Annotated in this window: 21 protein-coding genes, 2 tRNA genes and 1 pseudogene; 9 read left to right on the plus strand and 15 right to left on the minus strand. The window is 59.1% G+C overall.

Annotated elements, in window-relative coordinates:
• The first annotated feature begins 3 nt into the window (after positions 1-3).
• The 3 genes from AC3Z8Y_RS23280 to AC3Z8Y_RS23290 all read left to right on the plus strand — a co-directional run bounded on the left by AC3Z8Y_RS23280 (position 4) and on the right by AC3Z8Y_RS23290 (position 1212).
• Positions 4-79: transfer RNA gene (locus AC3Z8Y_RS23280), tRNA-Phe, on the plus strand.
• Positions 80-240: 161 nt separating this feature from the next.
• Positions 241-690 (plus strand): hypothetical protein, encoded by a 450-nt coding sequence (locus AC3Z8Y_RS23285; protein ID WP_490087740.1) that lies wholly within the window; start codon positions 241-243, stop codon positions 688-690.
• A 192-nt stretch (positions 691-882) separates the two neighbouring features.
• Positions 883-1212, plus strand: coding sequence for a hypothetical protein (locus AC3Z8Y_RS23290; protein ID WP_490087741.1), 330 nt, complete (start codon positions 883-885; stop codon positions 1210-1212).
• 71 nt (positions 1213-1283) lie between these two features.
• Here AC3Z8Y_RS23290 and gabP read toward each other — a convergent pair whose 3' ends face one another.
• Positions 1284-2678 (minus strand): GABA permease, encoded by a 1395-nt coding sequence (gene gabP, locus AC3Z8Y_RS23295; protein ID WP_490087742.1) that lies wholly within the window; start codon positions 2676-2678, stop codon positions 1284-1286.
• 455 nt (positions 2679-3133) lie between these two features.
• Between gabP and AC3Z8Y_RS23300 the strand changes: the two genes are divergently transcribed.
• On the plus strand, positions 3134-3886 hold the full coding sequence (locus AC3Z8Y_RS23300) for a transporter substrate-binding domain-containing protein (protein WP_490087743.1): 753 nt from the start codon (positions 3134-3136) through the stop codon (positions 3884-3886).
• Between the two features lies 1 nt (position 3887).
• Complete coding sequence (locus AC3Z8Y_RS23305) at positions 3888-5093, plus strand: methyltransferase (protein WP_490087744.1); 1206 nt, start codon at positions 3888-3890, stop codon at positions 5091-5093.
• Positions 5094-5121: 28 nt separating this feature from the next.
• On the opposite strand, the gene AC3Z8Y_RS23310 is transcribed toward AC3Z8Y_RS23305, so the two are convergent.
• The 7 genes from AC3Z8Y_RS23310 to AC3Z8Y_RS23340 form a co-directional block, all read right to left on the minus strand.
• Positions 5122-5748: a response regulator gene (locus AC3Z8Y_RS23310; protein ID WP_490087745.1), complete on the minus strand. Its 627-nt coding sequence runs from the start codon at positions 5746-5748 to the stop codon at positions 5122-5124.
• 40 nt (positions 5749-5788) lie between these two features.
• Positions 5789-6553: a fimbrial biogenesis chaperone gene (locus AC3Z8Y_RS23315; RefSeq protein WP_490087746.1), complete on the minus strand. Its 765-nt coding sequence runs from the start codon at positions 6551-6553 to the stop codon at positions 5789-5791.
• Between the two features lie 11 nt (positions 6554-6564).
• A complete protein-coding gene (locus AC3Z8Y_RS23320; protein ID WP_490087747.1) occupies positions 6565-7743 on the minus strand; it encodes a hypothetical protein in 1179 nt (392 codons plus the stop codon).
• Between the two features lie 125 nt (positions 7744-7868).
• A complete protein-coding gene (locus AC3Z8Y_RS23325; protein WP_490087748.1) occupies positions 7869-9098 on the minus strand; it encodes a hypothetical protein in 1230 nt (409 codons plus the stop codon).
• Positions 9091-11448, minus strand: a complete 2358-nt coding sequence (locus AC3Z8Y_RS23330) for a TcfC E-set like domain-containing protein (RefSeq protein ID WP_490087749.1) — start codon at positions 11446-11448, stop codon at positions 9091-9093. The genes AC3Z8Y_RS23325 and AC3Z8Y_RS23330 overlap by 8 nt, the downstream gene beginning before the upstream one ends.
• A 231-nt stretch (positions 11449-11679) precedes the next feature.
• The gene (locus AC3Z8Y_RS23335; RefSeq protein WP_490087750.1) at positions 11680-12147 is read right to left on the minus strand and encodes a CS1 type fimbrial major subunit; all 468 of its coding nucleotides are present in this window, start codon (positions 12145-12147) and stop codon (positions 11680-11682) included.
• A gap of 43 nt (positions 12148-12190) precedes the next feature.
• Positions 12191-12928 (minus strand): fimbrial biogenesis chaperone, encoded by a 738-nt coding sequence (locus AC3Z8Y_RS23340; RefSeq protein WP_490087751.1) that lies wholly within the window; start codon positions 12926-12928, stop codon positions 12191-12193.
• A gap of 226 nt (positions 12929-13154) precedes the next feature.
• Here AC3Z8Y_RS23340 and AC3Z8Y_RS23345 point away from each other — a divergent pair.
• From AC3Z8Y_RS23345 to AC3Z8Y_RS23360, 4 genes are all read left to right on the plus strand, one after another.
• Positions 13155-13230 (plus strand) — tRNA-Thr (locus AC3Z8Y_RS23345).
• A 635-nt stretch (positions 13231-13865) separates the two neighbouring features.
• The gene (locus AC3Z8Y_RS23350) at positions 13866-14165 is read left to right on the plus strand and encodes a DUF1484 family protein (RefSeq protein WP_490087752.1); all 300 of its coding nucleotides are present in this window, start codon (positions 13866-13868) and stop codon (positions 14163-14165) included.
• 1321 nt (positions 14166-15486) lie between these two features.
• Entirely contained in the window at positions 15487-15987 is a 501-nt protein-coding gene (locus AC3Z8Y_RS23355) for a TIR domain-containing protein (RefSeq protein ID WP_490087753.1), read from the plus strand.
• Positions 15984-16862, plus strand: coding sequence for a macro domain-containing protein (locus AC3Z8Y_RS23360; RefSeq protein ID WP_490087754.1), 879 nt, complete (start codon positions 15984-15986; stop codon positions 16860-16862). Before AC3Z8Y_RS23355 ends, AC3Z8Y_RS23360 begins: the two co-directional genes overlap by 4 nt.
• 163 nt (positions 16863-17025) lie before the next feature.
• On the opposite strand, the pseudogene AC3Z8Y_RS23365 reads toward AC3Z8Y_RS23360, so the two are convergent.
• The 7 genes and pseudogenes from AC3Z8Y_RS23365 to AC3Z8Y_RS23395 all read right to left on the minus strand — a co-directional run.
• Positions 17026-17310 (minus strand): annotated as a pseudogene (locus tag AC3Z8Y_RS23365) (type II toxin-antitoxin system RelE family toxin); the annotation flags it as partial.
• Complete coding sequence (locus AC3Z8Y_RS23370) at positions 17300-17539, minus strand: type II toxin-antitoxin system RelB/DinJ family antitoxin (RefSeq protein ID WP_225775878.1); 240 nt, start codon at positions 17537-17539, stop codon at positions 17300-17302. The gene AC3Z8Y_RS23370 and the pseudogene AC3Z8Y_RS23365, both read right to left, overlap by 11 nt.
• Before the next feature lie 188 nt (positions 17540-17727).
• Positions 17728-17991 (minus strand): DUF2442 domain-containing protein, encoded by a 264-nt coding sequence (locus AC3Z8Y_RS23375; protein WP_490087755.1) that lies wholly within the window; start codon positions 17989-17991, stop codon positions 17728-17730.
• 233 nt (positions 17992-18224) lie between these two features.
• Positions 18225-18599 (minus strand): avidin-fold protein, encoded by a 375-nt coding sequence (locus AC3Z8Y_RS23380; protein WP_490087756.1) that lies wholly within the window; start codon positions 18597-18599, stop codon positions 18225-18227.
• Positions 18583-18813 (minus strand): hypothetical protein, encoded by a 231-nt coding sequence (locus AC3Z8Y_RS23385; protein ID WP_490087757.1) that lies wholly within the window; start codon positions 18811-18813, stop codon positions 18583-18585. The genes AC3Z8Y_RS23380 and AC3Z8Y_RS23385 overlap by 17 nt, the downstream gene beginning before the upstream one ends.
• 79 nt (positions 18814-18892) lie before the next feature.
• Positions 18893-19312, minus strand: a complete 420-nt coding sequence (locus AC3Z8Y_RS23390) for a hypothetical protein (protein WP_490087758.1) — start codon at positions 19310-19312, stop codon at positions 18893-18895.
• A 26-nt stretch (positions 19313-19338) separates the two neighbouring features.
• The gene (locus AC3Z8Y_RS23395; RefSeq protein WP_490087759.1) at positions 19339-19965 is read right to left on the minus strand and encodes a glutathione S-transferase family protein; all 627 of its coding nucleotides are present in this window, start codon (positions 19963-19965) and stop codon (positions 19339-19341) included.
• Between the last annotated feature and the right edge of the window lie 43 nt (positions 19966-20008).

A 20008-nucleotide genomic window follows, 5' to 3' on the forward strand; every position in this document is an offset into this window, starting at 1 on the left:
GTTGCCCAGGTAGCTCAGTTGGTAGAGCAGGGGATTGAAAATCCCCGTGTCGGCGGTTCGATTCCGTCCCTGGGCACCATTCTTCCAAAACCCCTGAATCGAAAGGTTCAGGGGTTTTTTGTTGATGCGCGACATGAAAGCCCGCTTTCGCTCGTGCACCCCGCGTAATCCGTCCCTTGCGCTTCAGTTGTTGCGCTACGCTCATAACGCTTCGTTTCGTGCCGGCAAAGGAGCCGCCCCATGTCCTCTCCCCGCAAGCAGCAGAAGAAACACAAGCGCGCCTCGGCCAAGGCCCGGCAGAACCGCATCCTGCGCAACAACGTGGCCGACACGCCGCCAGAGAACAACCCTGACGCCCTGTCTCCAGCGTTCGTCAGCATGGAAGAATTCTTCGACGGCGGCATGGAGATGGGCGCCTTCGACGATATGTTCGACGCAATGGCGGCCGCCGAGCCCGAGGGCCAGCAGGCCGTTGCGCACGTGTTCCTGACCGAATCCCCACTGCCGCTGGTGATGGAGAATTACTCGGAAGACGACGTCTCGGACCTGATCATTTCGCTGTGGATCGCTTACTACGAGAAGCACCACAACTTGAGCGAAGACGACGCCATGGCGCGCATCGAAAGCCCCGAGTTCTCCGAAGCCTACGTAGCGGCTGCCGCGGTTATCGCTGAAGCGCCTGATGCCTAGCACCGTTTAACTTCATTCGCAGGCTGGCGCCTACCCCCACAAGGGCCTGCGCCGACTGTGGGACCGGGGGAACCCCGGGAAGAGACCAACCCGCCCCTTACCAAACCTTTACTGTTTCCATACCGCGCTTTACACGCCCCCGGTGTTTCATACGTCCATGGCGCCACCATGATCGGCGCTTGAGGAGACACCATGTTTGCGAAGTTGACCAAAGCCCTGCTTCTTTCCACTTGCCTGGTGGCCGCTGGGGTCGCCGGTACTGCGTCAGCGGACGAGCGTAACCTCATCGTGCCGGTGGTCGCTGGCGCTGCGGTAGGCGCGCTTATCGCAAGTAACTGGGACAACGGTGGGCATCACCACCACGACGGGCCGCGTTACGCACCACCGCCACGCCAGGTGGTGTACGTGCCGGCGCCACAGCCGGTGTATTACCGCCCCGCCCCGCAGGTGGTGTATTACCGCCCCGCCCCGCCGCCCCCTCGGCATTGGGAGCACCAGCGCTTCGATGGCCCACGCTGGTAAGCACCGAGGAACAAAAAGGCCGCTACCCTCTCAGGTAGCGGCCTTTTGTAGTTTCAGCAACTCGGCAGGTATCAGCTGCCCAGGACCGCCCGGGCCGCGCCCGTGGATTTGCGACGACGGTCAACGATCAACCCAGCGGCCACCACAGCGATGGTAAGCAGGCCGGTGGCGATGATTTCGATACGGTGGTCGGCACGGAAGAACATCACGGCCAGCACAGCAATGATGAACGCGATCACCAGGTAAGTAAGCCCCGGGAAGGCCCACATCTTGAACGCCATCTGCTCACCCCGTGCTTCGGCCTGGCGGCGCATGCGCAGTTGCGAGAAGGCAATTACCAGGTACACCAGCAGCGCGATGGCGCCCGAGCTTGCCAGCAGGAAGTCGAACACCGCCGCAGGGGCCACATAGTTGGCGAAGGTGGCCAGGAATGCAGCTGCGGTAGACAGAATGACCGCGGCGTAAGGCGTGCCGGCGCGCGAGGTACGTTGGGCTACCTTCGGGGCATCGCCGCGCTTGCTCAGGGAGAACAGCATGCGCGAAGAGGTGTAGAGCGCCGAGTTGAGGCAGCTGGTAACGGCAACCAGTACCACGATGTCCACGATAAGCTTGGCGTTAGGCACGCCAACGAGGTTGAGCACGGTCTGGTAAGAGCCCAGCTGCGGCAGCGCAGGGTCGTTCCACGGCACCAGTGCAACCACCAGGAAGATCGATACCAGGTAGAACAGGCAAATCCGCCAGATTACCGAGTTGGTAGCCTTGGAAATCTGCCGGCCCGGGTCGCGGGATTCGGAGGCCGCAATGGTCACGATCTCGGTACCCATGAACGAGAACATGGTCGTGAGCATCGCAGCTACCACAGCGCCCAAACCGTTAGGCATGAAGCCTTGGGTGTCGGTCACGTGGCTGAAACCGCTGACCTGGCTGCCCGGCACGAAGCCAAACGCCGCGCCCAGGCCCACTACGATGAAGGCAACGATGGCGATCACCTTCAGCAGCGCGAACCAGAACTCGAATTCGCCGTAGTTTTTCACGCTGAACAGGTTGGTAACGGTAAGCACCGCGGTGATGATCAGGGCAAATACCCATACCTGGACGTCTGGTATCCAGGCGTGAAGGATGCCAGCGGCAGCGTTGGCTTCCAGTGGAATCACCAATACCCAGAACCACCAGTACAGCCAGCCGATGGTAAAGCCGGCCCAGTGGCCAATGGCACGGTCGGCATAGGTGGAAAACGAACCGGTATCTGGGGAAGCGACCGCCATCTCGCCCAGCATGCGCATCACCAGCACCACGAGGGTACCAGCGGCAGCATAGGCCAGCAGCACGGCGGGGCCGGCTTCGGCAATGGCGTGGCCGGACCCCACGAACAGGCCCGCACCAATCACACCGGCGATAGACAGCATGGTGACGTGGCGGGCCTTCAAGCCTTGGGCGAGCCCGCCGGCGTTTTGAACACTACTCATACGTGTACCCTTCCGAGAAAGCGATTTGACCGACGATTGTGCTCAACCCTTACCACTGTTTGAGACACGCTACGCGCCGTTGGATTTATTTTACGCAAGAAGCGCGCCAAATTGATGCAAAATAGTTCAAACCGCTTGACCATCGGTATTGCGAGATCTACGGCATAAACGTTTAAGCAATATGGCTTTTTGTCGCAGGCGGCAGAGTATTACCGGATTACACATTTTCCTACAGAAAAATGCCCCTTTTTCGGGCGAGTGGTAACACCCTGGCTCGTCATTGGTGCAACCCGTTCCAGCCTTTTCAATCAACGCCAGGTACAACCGGGATAGAACCCTTGCGCGCCTGGCAGGTGATAAAAATGTCACCGGGGCCATATCGCCCGGGTGATGTTTTTGCGATAACCGTTGTCGAAGCGAGGACACCTCGCCGCTGCCCTTTGGAGTTTTGCTACATGGCTCGATTTTTCAGTTCGCTCGTGGGTTGCGTTCTGGCCCTCTCCTGCCTTTCTTCGGCGTATGCGGTAGAAAAACTGCGTATGGGCATGGAAGGCGGGCATCCGCCTTTCAATGACACAGACGCCAGTGGGCAAGTGGTGGGGTTCGATGCCGATATCGGCGCCGCGCTGTGCGCCAAGATGAAAGTGGAATGCGAGATCGTGACCACGAGTTTCGAAGACCTGATTCCGGCGCTGAACAACAACCAGTACGACTTCCTCATCTCTTCCTTGTCAGTCACTGAAGAACGCAAGCAGCTGGTGGATTTCACCGACCCCTACTACATCAACAAGCTGCAATTTGTCGCGGCCGAGCCCAGCGACCTCACTGGCGCCGCAGGCACGCTGATGGGCAAGACCCTGGGCGCCCAGGAGGGCACGCTGGCCGCGAAGTGGTTGCAAGACAACGCAGCCAATGTGGCTATCGTGCAAACCTTCCAGACCCAGGATGAAGTGTATGTAGCACTCTCCACCGGCCAGATCGACGGCGCGCTGGCGGACAAGTACTCCACGTATGAGTGGCTGCGCACTGATGCGGGTAAAGGCTTCGAGCTCAAGGGTGAGCCGGTGGAAGACGGCGACCAGATTGCCATCGCCACTCGCCTGAACGACCCGCTGCGCACGCGCTTGAACGTTGCGCTGAAGGACATCATTCAGGACGGCACCTACAAGAAGATCAACGACAAGTACTTCCCGTTCAGCATCCGTTGACATGCTGCACAACCACGCCCTCGAAACCCGCTTCGCGGCGCTGCATGAGTTTCTCGCAGCGCACGAAGCGCTGTGGAAGCCGCGCCCGTTTACCTGCCTGAGGCTGCCCTGGGAAACGGACTATCCGGAACTGTCCCATTGGCTGCGCCAGCGCTCATTGGATGAAGCCGAGCAGGCCGCCCTCACACCTCTTGAAACCCAAGGGCCCTCCCCTTTGCCGGAGCTGGCGGCGCAAGCGGCCGCGCTGGGGGATCCGGGCAGGCTGCCGTCTTTTGAGCTGCCTGCTGCGCCCTCTCGGCTGGAGCGGGATGTACCGGGCCGTAAATGGCAGCAGATCGAAGCTTTCGCGCAAGCCCTGGCGTTTACCTCTCCTGTGACACATTGGGTGGACTGGTGCGCGGGCAAGGCGCACCTGGGCCGTCGCTTGCTAAGGCCTGGCCAAGAGATGACCTGCCTGGAACACGACCCCGCGCTGGTCGCCGCCGGGCGCCTGCTGAGCGAGCATCATAGGCTGCCCGCTACCCACCAGCACTGCGATGTCATGACTGGCGACATTGCGCTTGGCCCCGGCGACACCCCAGTGGCCCTTCACGCCTGTGGGGACCTCCATGTGATGCTGCTGCGGGTGGCCAGTGAGCACGGTTGCACCCACTTGGCGATCGCCCCGTGCTGCTACAACCGCACCCAAGCCGACGGCTATATGGCGTTATCCGCCGCCGGGCAGGCTCGGCCCCTTCACCTTGACCGCGACGACCTGGGGCTGCCGGCCAGTGAAGCGGTAACGGCCGGTGCCCGGGAAAGGCGCCAGCGGGACCTTTCGATGGCGCGCCGCCTCGGCTTTGATCTGCTCCAGCGCCAGGTACGAGGCGTATCCGAATACTTGCCCACCCCTTCGCTGCCGGTAAGCTGGCTGGGCAAAAGCTTTGCAGATTACTGCCGGCATCTGGCCGCACTGAAGGGTATCGAGCTTGAGCCCGGCGAGGATTGGGCCTATTGGGAACAACAAGGGCAGCGGCGGCTGGCTGAGGTTCGCAATCTGGAGAGGGTGCGCAACCTGTTCCGGCGGCCGCTGGAGTTGTGGCTGGTGCTGGACCGGGCGCTTTTTCTCAAGGAACAGGGTTATGAGGTTCGCACAGGCACCTTCTGCGAACGCACGCTGACCCCGCGTAACCTGCTTGTTCTCGCAGAGCGAACAACATGTGGATAAGTCTGTGAACAACTTATAGGCAAGTTGCTCATACCACCCCGTGCCGATGCGCAAGTTCAGCCAGGCAAATCACTGACCTCACTTTAAGTTTCTTCACCAGCCGCGTTTTGTAAGAACTGATCGTCTTGTTGCTCAACAGCAGTGCCTGGCCGATCTGCAAATTGCTGAAACCCATGGCCAGATATCGCAGCACTGCCAGCTCGCGCGCCGAAAGCCCGGCAATGCGTACACGTTCATCGGGATCGGAATGGCTAGGTAACTCGCTTCCAGCACGTACATTGGGGAAACAGATAAAACCTGCTCGCACAGCTTGAATGGCCTTGCGAAATACCTCCGTATCCGTACTTTTGGAAACGTAGGCCGTAACCCCGGCGCGCATGCACCGGTCCATCGAAAACTCCGCAGGGCAGGCGGTAACCACGACAATTTGAATCGCGGGTGTCTGGCGACGAATACGGTGGATGACGTCCATGCCATCAAGGCCGGGAAGTACCAGCTCCATCACCAGGATGTCCGGCTTCAGTTCGCGGGCCCGGGCCATGCCCTCTACACCGTCACTGCATTCGGCAAGTACGGTTACCCCCTCCTCGACCAGAATCCGTTTGAGGATCACTCGAATGTAAGGCTGGTCGTCGATAATCACTGCCGTCGCCATGGGATGCTCTCTTGCGCGGTCAACGCCCAGATGCCGGGCATTAATCGACCTGTGGATAAACGTGAGAGGTACGCCGGGCGCCCTCGCGTAATTCATAGCGGTATATTTCCCCGGCGAACCGTGGCAGCTCTCCCTGCTGGCCTGGCCGAATATGCAAGTTGGTGCCGAACGCGCAGGCCTGGGAATCAAGCTTGCATCGCTGCACGTTTTCCACCCGCACCGTGGCATTACCGTCGTTGACGATGCGCAGCCTCTGTTGGTCGGGCTGCAGGCGGGTGGCGTAGCGAGGCTGCGCCGGGCTCACGATCACGATCGTGCCAATGGCTTTGAGAATGCCCACCCCGGCTTGAAGGGTATCGGCATAGGCCTGGGCTTCTTCGGGTTGCAGGGCAAACGCATCCTTGGGCTTGGGGGCAACCGGTACATAGCGAACACGGAAGTACCGCTCAGCCGCGCGCGGGCCACGGTAAATGATCCGTGCCTGCTGAGCGCCGCTGGCCGGGATGATCAACCGGGGTGGCGTCGCCAGCAGGGCCCGGGTTGTGCCGTCTTCATCGGCCAATAGCCGTTCGTAAGGCTCGCCTTTCTCATCAAAGGTGAGCTCTGCGAGCTGTATTTGAACGAACGCAGTCGCATCGCCGAGGTTTCTTATCTCGGCCACCAGCGTGCTGCGGTTGGCGGGCACGTAGTGATAGAAAGAGCCGGGGTCCAGGTCGGGCCCGGCGCTGGCACTTGTCGAACATACAAGCGCCGCTATCCCCAACCAGCGGGTGCCCTGTTCGCGCCAATGCCTTATAAAAAACATGCTGCCCCCATTCATAAGAGCTGCGCATCGAAGTACAGCGTGACCTGGCCCGAGTACGTGTCACCGCCGCGCTTGATCATTTGCTGCACTTCCCCGTTGATCGTGTGGAACTCCACCTCGCCACGCTCGGCGGCAATCGCCCGGCTTGCCTCAAGTGCGTAATGCACATGCTCGGTAAGGTGCATGCGTTGTATGGGATTGCCTTGGTATACGAGGCCCTGAGGAAGCGTGATCAGTGTTGCCACGGCCGCAAGCTCCCCCGTATGGGTGTTGCCAATGGCACAATCGCCTGCCTGTTTCATGTGCTCGCATCCCATGTAAACGGTGAATGGGCCGGTTGTTGTCACGCGCATGGGCAGCCGGCCAGCGAGCTGGGCGGTAGGGGATATATTCCCCATCATCCATTCGATCCAGCTGCCATTGCGTGGCTCTAGTACAACCTGGGCAGCGTTGTCATCGAACGTTATGCCCAACTCGTGCTGCACATCGACCTCGAAGTTGAATGTCACACTGCTGCCGCTTAGTCCCGAAACCTGGCTACCAAGCGAGAAGTCGGCCGTTTCGCCTACCGACCAGGTCAGGCTGCCCATGTAGCGGCCCATGGGTACGGTGTGGGGGGCTGGAAATACCAGCCGGTAACCGACGGAGAAGGATTTCACCTCCGGCTCGATCTCGCGTTCGCCTTCGGACACGCCCCCGGAGGTGGGGTAGCACAGCCCGGGCGACGCCGGGTTGGCGACCTGCCATACGAAGCCCATGCTGGCGCCGGCATCGAACGCATGGGAGTTCACGAAGTTACAACCGCCTCCCGTGCTCCAATGGAAGCCAGGGTTCTCGTAAGGCGAAAAGCTGCTGCCGCTCAGGATCTGGGCCATGTGGGTTATCTGAAAATCCAGTGCAAGCGTTGCTCCGGTATCGGAAAACAGCACTACCCGGGCTTGCGGCGGTGCGTGCAGCGACCACCTGGACGGTAGCGGCGGCAACCCGGAAAAGACCCGGCGGCTGTACGTTACCGGCAGTGCCAGCGACCTTTGGCCGGGGGCGCAGCCGCCGAACTCCAAGCAGTAACCCGAGGAGGGCGTTGTGTTTTCAAATCCATCCCCAGTATTGCCCGGCCTGAATTGCGCCGTGATATCCACGGTAGCGGCCTCGGCCAAAGGGATTGCCAGGCTCAACATTAATACCGGCATTGCACTCGGCCTTCCGGGCTTCAATGGCCGCTTGTTCGCAGCGGTGACGGGGTTGCCTGCCTTGTTTACATAGAACACCGTTTACCTCCCTATAAAATGAAGCTCCCATGGCCCCGTACTCGCACTTAAAGCCTTGCATCGAATGTAAGTGTTACAAGCCCGGTCCATTTATCCCCTGGCCACATAGCGAGCTTTTCGGCACTTTCATAAATTGCGAAGAATTCAAACTTGCCAAGGGCGTTGCTCACCAATCCTCTGGTTAAATATCCGGACGGCTTGCCGGGGTAGAGCAGTTCGCGCCAAGGGGCTTCCTCCCCGGGGTACTCCGCCCGCTCAAGGCCACTGGGTGGATGGAAATGCACGCCGAAATAGGTGGTTTCATTGTTATGCTGATTACGCAGCAGGCATGCCGAACCGATGCCATTTTCCCCACAAGTCATGGTGATACTGAACGGCCCTGAAGTTGTAATTCGATAAGGCAGCGTTCCGCTAACGTACGTGGGCGGCACGCCGGTATCCAGCCACTTTTGCCAGCCTATGGTAGGCTCCAGAACAATCGTATCGGAGTTCGCCGGAAACTGTACTTGAAGTTCATGATGAACCGTAAGCGTGAAGTTGAACGTGACACTGTTGGTACTGAGATTGGTAACATTGCTGCCCAGGGCAAAGTCACCAGTCTCTCCTACGCTGAACGTAACGGAGCCGCGATAAGTGCCCATTGCCATGGTGTGGGGCTTGGGCAAGATCAACTTGTACCCCACCGAGAAACTGCGAGCCCACGGCGTGATGCTCTTTTGTGTCGTCGAATAGGCGGAGGTGGGATAACACAGCGAGGGTGAACGCGGATTATTGACCTGCCACACAAACGCGGATTCGCTCACATCGCCATCATGCGTCACCCCGGTTACCCAGTTGCAGCCACCCCCGGCACTGTAATGCCCTGCGGGGTTGTCGTATTTCTCGAGCGGGGTGGAGCCCTGGGTCAACACTTGGGCGACGTGTGTGATCTGCAACTGAAGCGCCGCAGCATCGCCTCTATCGGATACCACAGTGACCGTCGCTTCCCTCGGGGTTTGTACCGACCAGCGCTGCGGCACGGGTGACAAGCTTGATATCACCGTTCGCTCATAATTGATGGGTAACGCGATGGAGAATAAACCGTTCGCACATCCAAGCTCCGCGCAATAACCGGAGTTGGACGTGGTGTTACGAAATTCGCGCTGGTTTTCCGAGGGGCGGTAATCCGCTGTGATCTCTACGTCGCTGGCCTGAGCATTACACCCCAGCGACGCCATGATAGCCCCGGCGAACCCACACGCACGCCGACGTTTGCCGGCCCAAAAGCGCTTAAACATCGGTAGCCTCCTGTGCGCTGCTGCCGGCGACAGTGCGGGGAGAGCACACCAGGTCGCCCATCATTACGACGTCCTGGTCGCGCTCCCCGCGCGCGGTATCAATGTTCACCAGGCAGTGCCGGTTACCGTCTACACGCACTTCGAGGGTGGGCGTGGACTGGCTCATTTCGACGGCAAAGAAGCCGTCCGTTTCGGTCACGCTGCGGCTCGCATGGTTGATTACCATAGCGCCCGGCACGGGCTGGCCGGCGGGGTCGAGCAGGCGACCAATTACGGTCACGGTGCGCATCACTTGCAATCGCTGGTAGGCCACGCCGCCCATGTTGAGGTGGTAATCGGCCACATGTGGCGCAACCACTACCGGGGCTGCCTCGTCACCCTTGATATCGAACCGAACCCGGCCCTTCTTGTACGGGCTCAGCGGGATCACATTGCGCCCGCGGCGTAGCTGGCCCGACGTGCCATTGCCATCAAAACTGAGCAATTCCACGTCTTCCACATCACTGTCCACGTCTACCACCATGCCTGCCTGGTACACGCCAAGGTTGCCAGTGGAGGCCAGGTGGCCATCGCCGAGCGCCAAGGTGTTGCTGAGGTTCAAGCCACCGCCCAATTCGTCGTTATAGGAGGAAGTTTGCAGGTAGGCATCGCCCGCCAAAAGGCGGTTCTGGAAGCCCACCCGGCCACCCACGCCCAGGCCATAGCTGTCCTTGTTCAGCGTGCCGGTGACGTTGCGCACGAACGGGCCGTTTACCTGATGCTGGTAGTTCATGGAGGCGGTCTGCTCGCGCCCGCCATCACGACGGGTGCGGCTACCCAGGCTGCCATAGAGGCTGTCGCCGTTGCCGCCCAGGGCCAGGGTAAGGCTCACGTCCACGCCCCGATTGCGCTCGGCGCCACTGCTGGCCACTGCGGGGCGGTCGAATACCGAGAAGCGCCAGGTAGTGTCCGTGCCCAGCAGCACCGCCCGTTGTACCCAGGAAAGGTCCAGGCCGAACCCGTCTACCGCGCCGGTAGCATGGGACAGCCGCATTACGCCTGTTCCGCGTGGCGAAAACCGGTGCTGCCAGCTCACTGAGCTTTGGGACGTTTCGCGTACTTCCCAGCGATAGCGGGGGACGTAATACGCTGGCCAGCGGTCCTCCAGCTGGTATTGGTACAACCATGAGCGGGTATGGCTGGCCACCACGTTGCCCTTTGGGTAGGTGTAGATAGCTTGAACGTCCAGCCCATCGCCCCGCCCTTGGGTGCGGTAGAGGTTGACGTACGTGCGAAACGCCGCGCTCAGGTCCCAATCCAGGGACGTGCCGTACTGCATCGCCCCGTCAACGTGCTCCACGGACAGGCCCAGAATGGCCGTGGGATGGAGCAGATAGTTAGTGATCAGGCCAGCGTTCATGCCCTCTTCGCGATCTGTTTCCCAATTGCTGAACAGCTCTTTCCCACGGCCTACATAGGCGTTGTAACGCCAGCGTTGCTCGGGGTTGCTCCAGTTGGTGGGTTTGTAAACAAACTCTTCACTGGTGGAGGTAACCTGGCCGTCTTCCACCACGCGGATTTCCACAGGGTAGATACCACCCGGCAGCGGCCGGGTATCAATGGCCTGGAGCCCCGGCTGAACCGGCTGGCTGTTGACCAGCGACCCATTGCGATACACCTCGATCACCGCCGGGCGGTTGGGGGTCACGTAGATAGGCGTTGCGCTCGGCCGCCCATCTTCAATGGCCAGGCTATCGCTGCTGCCGAACATCAGGCCCAGCGTTCCCTCAGGAAGGCCGTTGAGCGTGCGAGGCTGGCGGCTTAGCCCCTGAAGGGATGGCGTGAAGTACCCCACCCGGTAGAAGGTGTTTTCCTTCAGGTAATCGGTGTACAGGCTACGTAACCGATGGCGATCGGTGGTGATGCCTTCCCCTCGGCTACGATCCAGCTGCGCCTCGGCAGCAGCGGTCCAGGGTCCAGTGCTGCCTAAGGCAGAGGCCACGTAAGTGCCATACATGTCTGAACGGCTGCCAGCAGCGTTCAGCTGATTACGCAGCAACAGCCCGCTGCCGTTGGCTGGCAGGCTGTAGTAGCGTGGGCCTGTGGCGGTACTTTCGGCAGCGTTTGTAAGGATCGAGAGCTGCGACCGCTCCAGGCTGTAGTGCAGCGCAAGCAGGCCCTGGGGGCAGCCCGCTTCGCAGCGACCGAGCTTGCGCGGTGTGCTCAAGGCCTGCAGCCATACCTGGCGATCGTCTTCGCTCAGCTCGGACTGGTCGGTTTCGGTGAATTTCACCAGCTCTACGGTTTCGTCCCGGCCAAGCATCAGCATGGCGTCGGCCAGGTACGCACCGTTGAGGTCAACGCGCACCACGAGGGGCGCGTTGAAAAAATGATCGCGGAATTCCGCGGGCAGTCCTTGCGCTTGTGTCAGCAGATCCAGTGCAGCGGGTGGCGGCGATGAAGCTGCCACGGCTGTACTGACACAGAAGCTCACCGCGCATGTGGCGGCGAGCCTGAAGTGATGGGTTGCGAACACCACGGCGAATTTCCAGGCATCGTAAGGGCAAGTGGCGGGCCTGGGTGGGCCCGCCGCAATAAGGCGTCAGGGCGCCAGGGCAGTTTCGAAGGTCACGTCCACGAAGCCCATGTAGTCGCCTGGCTGGTACGGCCCGGTTGCCGCGGCGATGTCCAGGTTCATGTAGTAAGGCGTGGCGGCATCACCGGCGGGGATGATTTCGGTGGTGCTGGTGGTGAGGTCCACACCGTTGGCGGTGATGGTCAGCGGAATGCGGTTGTTGCGGCTGGTCAGCACTGCGGCGTTTTCCAGGCGGGCAGAAATGGCACCGGTGGTGCTTTTGGCGATGACCCGGTTGGAAATCTTCTGCAGGTTGCCATTGAGGATGCCCATTGGCTGGGTCTGGTTCATCCAGCCGCCCTCGTCGATGATCGAGAATTCCGAGGTCGGAATGTAGGCGGTCACCTGGATCTGCTTGCTGATCACGTTATCGGCAGCCATTGCCTGGCCGGCAGCGAGTAGCGCCAGGGGCAGTGCGAGGAATTTCAGTTTCATGGGTTTACGCTCCTTGGTTGGTAAAGGCCGAGTTGAGGGTCGGCTAGCCCTTGATTTCATACGGCAGCGGCGCCAGCGCACCCCGCCGGTGGGTGAATACATAGATTTCGCCCGGCTTTTTCTCGAAAGCCCGTTCCCCACCGGGGGGAAGGTGATGGACGACGGCCGGGTCGCAATCCAGGCCATCACCGTTGCACCGGCGAAAGCGGTCCAGCACAGCCGTGGCATTGCCCACGTTGCGCACTACGAATCGACCGGGCTCTTCATCGATGGCCAATTGATGCGCAACTTCCCTGGGACGCACATAGAGCAGCGACCCGAACCCGGCGAGCATCTGCACACCGCCTGAAATTGAAACTTCATAGGCGTCGGCTTCCTTTTCGGTAAGTTCGAAGCCGTCCCCTGCGCTGGGCAGCACAGGATTGAAGCGCAGTCGGAAATATCGCTCCTTGTCGCGCTCGCCGCTGAACAGCAGCCGCACCGTCTGCATGCCCGCCGCAGGGATGATCAAGCGCGCCGGGGACACCACCAGCTCCCGTGTACCCCCCGCCGTTTCTACGTCCAGCGGGATTTCCTGCACCGTGCCATCCCCTTGGCGCACCAGCTCCCAAGCCCGCACCTTCACGAAAGCGGTGGCATCGCCGTGGTTGAACACACGCTTGACCACTACGTTTTTATCGGCACGAAGATAATCCGAAAGTGTGCCAATGCTTATTTTCGGACCCGCCATTGCACCGCCGGGAAAAACAATCAGGCATGCAAGAATAAATATGAACTTCATGAAACAATCCGCCCTCTGATAACTAACGCAACGGCATCCGAACAGGGCGCCATTGTTATGATTTATTTGTTTTAGGCATGCAGGCACTTTCCGAGTAACTTGCTCGAAAATTCCGTGCCCCGTGTAGGAAAGGTCCGCAAAGACGCGGAAAAGCGCAGCGGCGAAGGGCTGCGGCACGCAAGGCTTTACAGCGGCCCGCGAATCGCTATAATCAGCGCCCTTACCCGCCGGTATAGCTCAGCTGGTAGAGCAACTGACTTGTAATCAGTAGGTCCCGGGTTCGATTCCTGGTGCCGGCACCATACGCAGTACCGAAGAAGGCTCACCGAAAGGTGGGCCTTTTTTGTTTTGGGTGTTGGGGTGGGAAGCTGCGGGCCGACCCTCCGGCGTAGCCCAAGAATGTTCGCAGGCTTTTGCCCTCTGCGCGCTCGCCAAGGGATCAATACCTACCTGTGGGAAGCGGGCGGCAGCTCGCGAATGAGGCCTACCCCCCTCTACTGGGATTCAGCTCCAACCAGTTGCGAGGCTGGCGACAGGCCGAAGCATGTAGAAACAGCTGACAGGCTGCTCGCCTTGACTCGGCCCCGCACCCGCTCGTAGAGTCACGCCGTCGCTGTCAATCCAGCGACCGGGTTTGGCGACCCGATTTTCTAAGGTGCGATAGCGCCCTATACCGATTGCAGGCGCTTTTTTTGTGTCCGCAGCTCGGCTTTATGGCGGCTGTGCGTGGGAGACCTTCGGGTCTGCCGGGTTCCTTAGATACCGGTTCGCCAACCTGCGCACAGCTGCCACCATTCGTTTGGCGACGTTCGTGGCAGCTCCGTTATCTAAGGAGCTCCAACTTGATCACCCTCAATCCGCCCCGCTTTCGCGCCCTTGCCCGCCATCGCATGGCCATGGCCGCCCTTCGCACTCTGAAAAACGCGAGGGGTGCCGAATGAATGCCGTATCGCTGAAGCAGCTGCGCCAAGACTTTGCCCATATCGCAGCGGACGACCGCCTGCCTGGCCCAATCGCCGGGTTTGAGCATCGGTTGGAACAGTTACGCGAAACACATCAGCATCTAAGCCGCGTTACCGGCGAGCTACGGGACGTGTCTGGCGCCCTTCATTTGGTGCTCCAGTTACTGGACACCGCCGAGGCACAGCCTATCTATCCCGACTTACTGCACTGCCTTCTGGCTCCGTTGCACGAGAAGATGAAGCGGTCGCTAGGTGGGTTGGATGAGGTGGTGTAAGCGTTAGAGGGTGAATCGCTTCACAGAGGAGTAATGGCGTATTTGAACCCATTCCCCGACGGGGCAATGTACGGTTTTGCGGCTTTAGGGCAATTTTTCCCTTGGTAAATTCCCTGCGCCAAGCCTGTGCCCGTCCCTTTCTCCGGAACGGTCCTAGCTATCAGCACTGCGCAAAATCGGCTATCCAGCATTGACAGAACCATGGCAGCGCTTCCCGATAATCAGTATGTGGAGTTGCTAAGTTCGAGCAAGGCGCGGGATATGCGACGCACTGGCGTACGTCACACGGTGACGCAGAGCCAAGACCACGCGAGCAGGTTGAGCTGACCTTCGATGCGCTTTGCAGCCATCATCGGTTGCGCACTGCCGCGATCGTTCTGTTGGCATGCGCGACAGACATGCGCTTGCATGAGCCCATCTTGGCTAGCGTGCCACAGCTAAGCCTTGAGGCTGACGAATTCATAGGATCAACATCTAGGAAGGCGCCAAAGGAAGCCGCGCCGAGGCCTCACGCCACATGGGATAGCGGTGGGCGCCCGTGTTCCAGATGCACTTCGATTTGCACCCCAGGTATCACCTGCGGGTAGCCGTAACCTGATTGCACCATACGAAAGCTACCTAAATCTTAGGCAGGAAATCATCCACCCTGCACGAGACATACTCCGCGCGCCTTACATCAAAGGCCTCTATGAACTACGAGCGGCCTACGCATATGTACAATATGTGCAAATCACCCAGCATCGCTCGCCTATGAACAGCGGTAAATGCTGCCCGTTAGATCAGCGCATTGATCGCGAGGACGGAGGAAACTCAGCTATGAGCTAGGGCATGGTCGAATCGATTCGATCGCTGCCTACATCGGGGGACAAATATGAGCAAGCCATTCGATATGGAATTATTCCTCGCTGGCGTGCTGATCGGATCGTATGCGAAGCGCCAACGCCATTTGCGTCAGTCGAAGCTGATCCAAACGGAAACCGCAGACCGCTAGCAGTGACATACGCCTTGGGCTCGGCTGTGAAAGCATGTGGCTTGGTTCCTTGAAAATCACGTGAGTCGACGCAGTGGAGCAACGCGGCATTATTACGTGCTGACGGTGGGACCGCTCGCTCGTCGGCCAGATAAAGCATGAGCGTCCACCGTCTGAGCGAGGATCTGATTTAGATAGTCACGAGAGCGAAAGCAATCGACCCAGGCTTTGTCAAAACCAAAGCACAATTGGAAGAGCACGCCCGTGAATTCCTAAACACCCTTCTTTTTCTAGTAGCAGACTATTTCATAGGCCATAAAATTTAGTAGAATCAATCATGGAGGGAACCCAATGGCATACAGAAACAAGACCTACATCGCCTTTGACGGCGACAAAGACATGCACTACTACCGCCTCATGGCGGCTTGGAAAGCACATGACGGCTTTTCGCTCAATTTCCACAATGCGCACGACCTAAACACGGCGCAGGATTCGAGCCAGGAAGAAAGCATCAAGCGCCAGCTTCGGGAGCGCTTCGCAAGCTCCAAGCTCCTAATAGTGCTAATTGGAGAGAGTACAAAATATTTGACAAAGTTCGTGAAATGGGAACTTGAGGTAGCACTGCGGCTGAGTCTGCCCATCATCGGCGTGAACTTGAATGGGAGTCGGCACAAGGATGATCGTTGTCCGTCGACAATCCGAGATCAACTCGTGGTCTACACCTCGTTCAACCACAACATTATTGAACACGCGATGAACCACTGGCCTGACGAGTCCCGCCGGCTGCGCAATATCGGCACGACTGGCAGTCACAGTTATTCTGATAATGTGTATAAGCGGCTCGGACTATGAAGTACTTCTTCGAGTCGATTAGGACGCGAGCTTATTGGCGCTACGCCCTGTTCTCCGGCGAAGCAATTGGAAAATTCTTCGCTGTCATGGGTATTTTGTACCTTTGCGTCGACTTGGCTGATGCCTTCAATGTCTACAAAAAAGATCAGTACAGCTACTACGGTCTGGTTTTCTTGGTCGTGCTCGCATTGCTGTATGTGCTGTCTACTCGCAGGCCCCTTTCACGCGTCAGCTATAAGATTCCGCAGAAGGATCTTGCTGTCGAAGTTCTTATTGGCGACCTATTCAAGATCCCTGGCGAAGTGATCATCAGCACCAGCTCGACATTCGATACGGACATGTCGTCAGGGCTTATCGCTGTAAAGAGCTTGCAGGGTCAGTTAGCTACGAACTACTTCAATGGTCAAACGACAGAGATTGATCGTCAAATCGAGATGTCGCTTTCGAGGGAACAGTTCGCCGTTAACGAAAAACGGCCTGGAAAAAATAGGGAATATCCGATTGGCACCGTTGCGCGAGTGAGCGCGCACAGCAAAAATTTTTATCTTGTGGCTATGTCGCACATGGACGAGAACGGAAATGCGTCGTCAGACTTGAAGATGATTGACGATGCGCTCGAAAAGCTGTGGGTGAACCTGGCGTCTAAGGCTGACATCGGCGATATAGTGATGCCATTGATGGGCACGGGGCGTGGACGTGTCGCATATCCTCGGAAGAAGATGATCGAGCGCATCGCTCAGTCCTTCGCCGACGCATGCAACCAACGGGCGTTCTCTAACAAGCTGATTATTGTCGTCCGTCCAGAGGACGCGGCAAAATTCTCGCTAAATCTATTCCAAGTCCGGGACTATTTAGGACATAGCCTTCACGTTTAATGATGCTCCGGTCAACTTGCCGCGCTGCGGTGGTTGGCCGGAATCTCTCGCAAATGTACCGCTGTTGACCGAAAAGCGTCCGATGAATTAAGTATTGAACGCCTTTTCGGCCGGCTCCCGTGTTAAGCGTTCTGCTCAACCCATACCCATCAGCCGCTCTTGAGCCAACCCGCTCAGCCGCGCCCCGATAAACCTGCTCCCGCTCCCGTTTACCTATAGCCACCACAAAAATAACAACCTCCTGATCCAGAACTTGGTAAACCAACCGGTATCCGCTACTACGTAGCTTGATCTTGTAGCAGTCTGGTAGCTCACTCAGGCGGTTTGCTTCAACCCGAGGGTTCAGCAGTATCGACACTAGCTTCTTCCTGAACTGTTGCCGAACGGTATCCCCAAGCTTGCGCCACTCCTTCAATGCCCGCGCATCAAATTCAAGGCTATAGGTCATCCAGCGAAACCTTTACCCGCTGAGGATTGGCCAGGCGCTCCCGAACGGTAGCGAGTAGCGCTTCATCCTCGTCCGTGACCAGAACTGACTTGAAGGGAAGCTGGCCGCGCTCAGCCACGTATTGAAGTGCCTGACGCATTAGCTCAGACGGAGTGACGCCTAGTTTTTCGAGCTCCCGGTAGGCGCGCGCTTTGAGATCGTCATCGATACGGACGTTGATGGATGCCATGGCGATAGCCTCGTTGTAAAGACATTGGTCTTTACGTTGCCTGAGGTATGCCTCACAAGCAAGTGGTCCGAAACAAGTGGCTGTTAGAAACCGATGGCGGCCCGCGCATAAGCTCAGATCCGCAGTGCTCCTGTCGCCGGCAAGCCGTGCTGCTACGGGGTACGAACCTTGATAAAGGGGCTGGGTGCTCAGTCAGGCGCCGCTTGCGCCAGCACTTCAGAAAACAAGGTATCAGCCCCAATCTGAATATCTAGCTCAGGCCATTCAACCGTCCAGCCTGCATCGCCCAAGGTCGCCTTTTCAAAGGCTTCGGGCTCCGCGAGTGGTTCAAGCCCTGGGTACGTTTTCACGTCATGGCCCATATCCAGGGAAAAGTGCTGGCCGCTGGTGAAGGTCAGGTCGAGGATCGCGCCGGGATGGGCGTACACAGCCAGGAGACGAGGGTGTTTCATCAGGGTTTGTAGCCTGTGGCCAGTTGGCGGTATTGGTGAGTCATGTATAGGGGCAGTGGGGAATCGTCGTTCCGTGATAGCCGTACCGTGCATGCATGGCCTGCGTAACGCAACCCCGCGTGCCGTGGTGAAGCCTGGTCGCGGCCAAGGCCGGCTGCTACAAGCCTGGCATTCGCCTTAGCACTGTTTTCGCGAGCTTCGCCGGATGGCCGGCCCCGCCGCTTCCTACCGAGTCAACCTAACCCCTCAACCTCCACATACCTGGACTCCCCTCCCCCCGACGCGCCGGCAAGCCAGCCCCAGGTAAACGCGAGTTCGGCCTTGCCATCCTCGCGCAGGTCAACCGTGCCTTCGGACCAGCCGGCCAGTAACTGGCCTTCGTCGGTCACGCAGTGGTACAGCAGCTCAATCCGGTTATCTCCGGCGATCCGCCCTACCAGTTGGCCTTTCACAATGTGCCCGCCTGTATAGGTGCCGGTAATCACGTCGCCGTCCACGAGGTAGTGGAATAGTGTGCGGGCATCGGACAGACCGCTGTGGTTGGCGGTCGCGACAAAGGTCTTGCCGTGCAGCCGTTGAGCAATGAGTGAATCACCAGCGTTGTGCATACCGTTCCCGAACATGTTGGCTGATAAACGTGGTCAGGCCTTTGCCTTCCATGGCCAGGCGTTGCATCTCGAGCACGGTGGGCAGGCCGGCGCTTTCTACGTTGTAGAGGTAGTGGCAGGGCTCGTCGCTGGAGAATTGGACGGTGATGGAGTCGGTTCCCAGCTCGTAGGCGACCACACCTGCGTGGCCGCTGAGGTTTGCGTAGGGCTGCATAGCGTTCTCCTCTGTTGCCGGTAGACCGCCGTACCGCTTCGCGGTTGCGCTGCATCTGCCCAAAGGTCGAGGCTCGGGGTTATCCCGCAGGCTGATCACGCCCACCAAACCTGTGCGCCGCATCAACCATCAGCTCCGGAATCAACCGCCGAATGCGTGGCTCGCTGTGGTAGGCGCCGTCGTCGTTGTAGCGCAGGTAGGCGCGTTGGCAAAGGTTGCATTGCCACACCCCGCACTGGTTGGCGGGATAGAAGCGCGGGGCGATGGGGGCGTTGGGGGACCAGTAATAGGTACCTTCAGGATGGTACTCATCTAGCGTGGCGTCTTGCTCGTCGAATTCGGCGAGGGTGCCGATATGAACCAACTGAGTTTCCCGCAGGCCTATTGGCCAGCCTGCCCAGCCGGTTGGCAACGCCGCGGTGCAGTTGCACGGCTGGGTCACACGGGCGGTATGGGTAGCCAGCGCAAACAGCGCCGCATAAGTCAGTAAGGGTTGCATCGCTCACTCCTTCGAGCACCGGGCTATCAAGGCAGGCTTGGACCGCAGAACAGCTGGAAACCTTCGCGCTCGGCCAGCCGCGCGTGATACGCCGCCACGGCTGGCAACAGAGGGCGCTCGAAGGGCGTGCCGAACCATCGGTTTACCGACAGCCCGATCACGATATCCGCCAGGCTGAAGCGATCGCCGGTCACGAATGCCCCCGTTTGCGCCAGTTGCTGGTCGAGAATGGCCATGGCTGCGGCCCAGCGTTGTTCGCCCTGGCGAAGCGCAACCGGGTCTTGATAGTCGGGGTTTTTGCGTACCCGTGAGTGAAACACGTAGCCCCATGACGGATTGAGTTCGGCGGCTTGCCAATCCAGCCATTGGTCCACTCGTGCGCGTTCATGCGGTGACGATGGGTACAGCGCGTCACCAGCGTAAGCATTGGCGAGGTAGCGAAGGATGCTGTTGGATTCCCACAGCACGAAATCCCCGTCGATCAACACGGGTATCTGGGCGTTGGGGTTGAGGGCGCGAAACTCGGGCAAGCTTGGGGAGCGAAAGCCCAGCCCCCAGTCTTCCTCGCGCTCAACGGGCAGGCCGAGCTCGGCGCAGACCCATAACACCTTGCGTACATTGATGGACGATGTTCGTCCAAGAACCTTCAGCATGATCGAACCGTCCGTGTGGGTGCTGGCGAGCTATTACAGCACC

This window comes from Pseudomonas sp. 3MAES_34.3B (assembly GCF_058145875.1).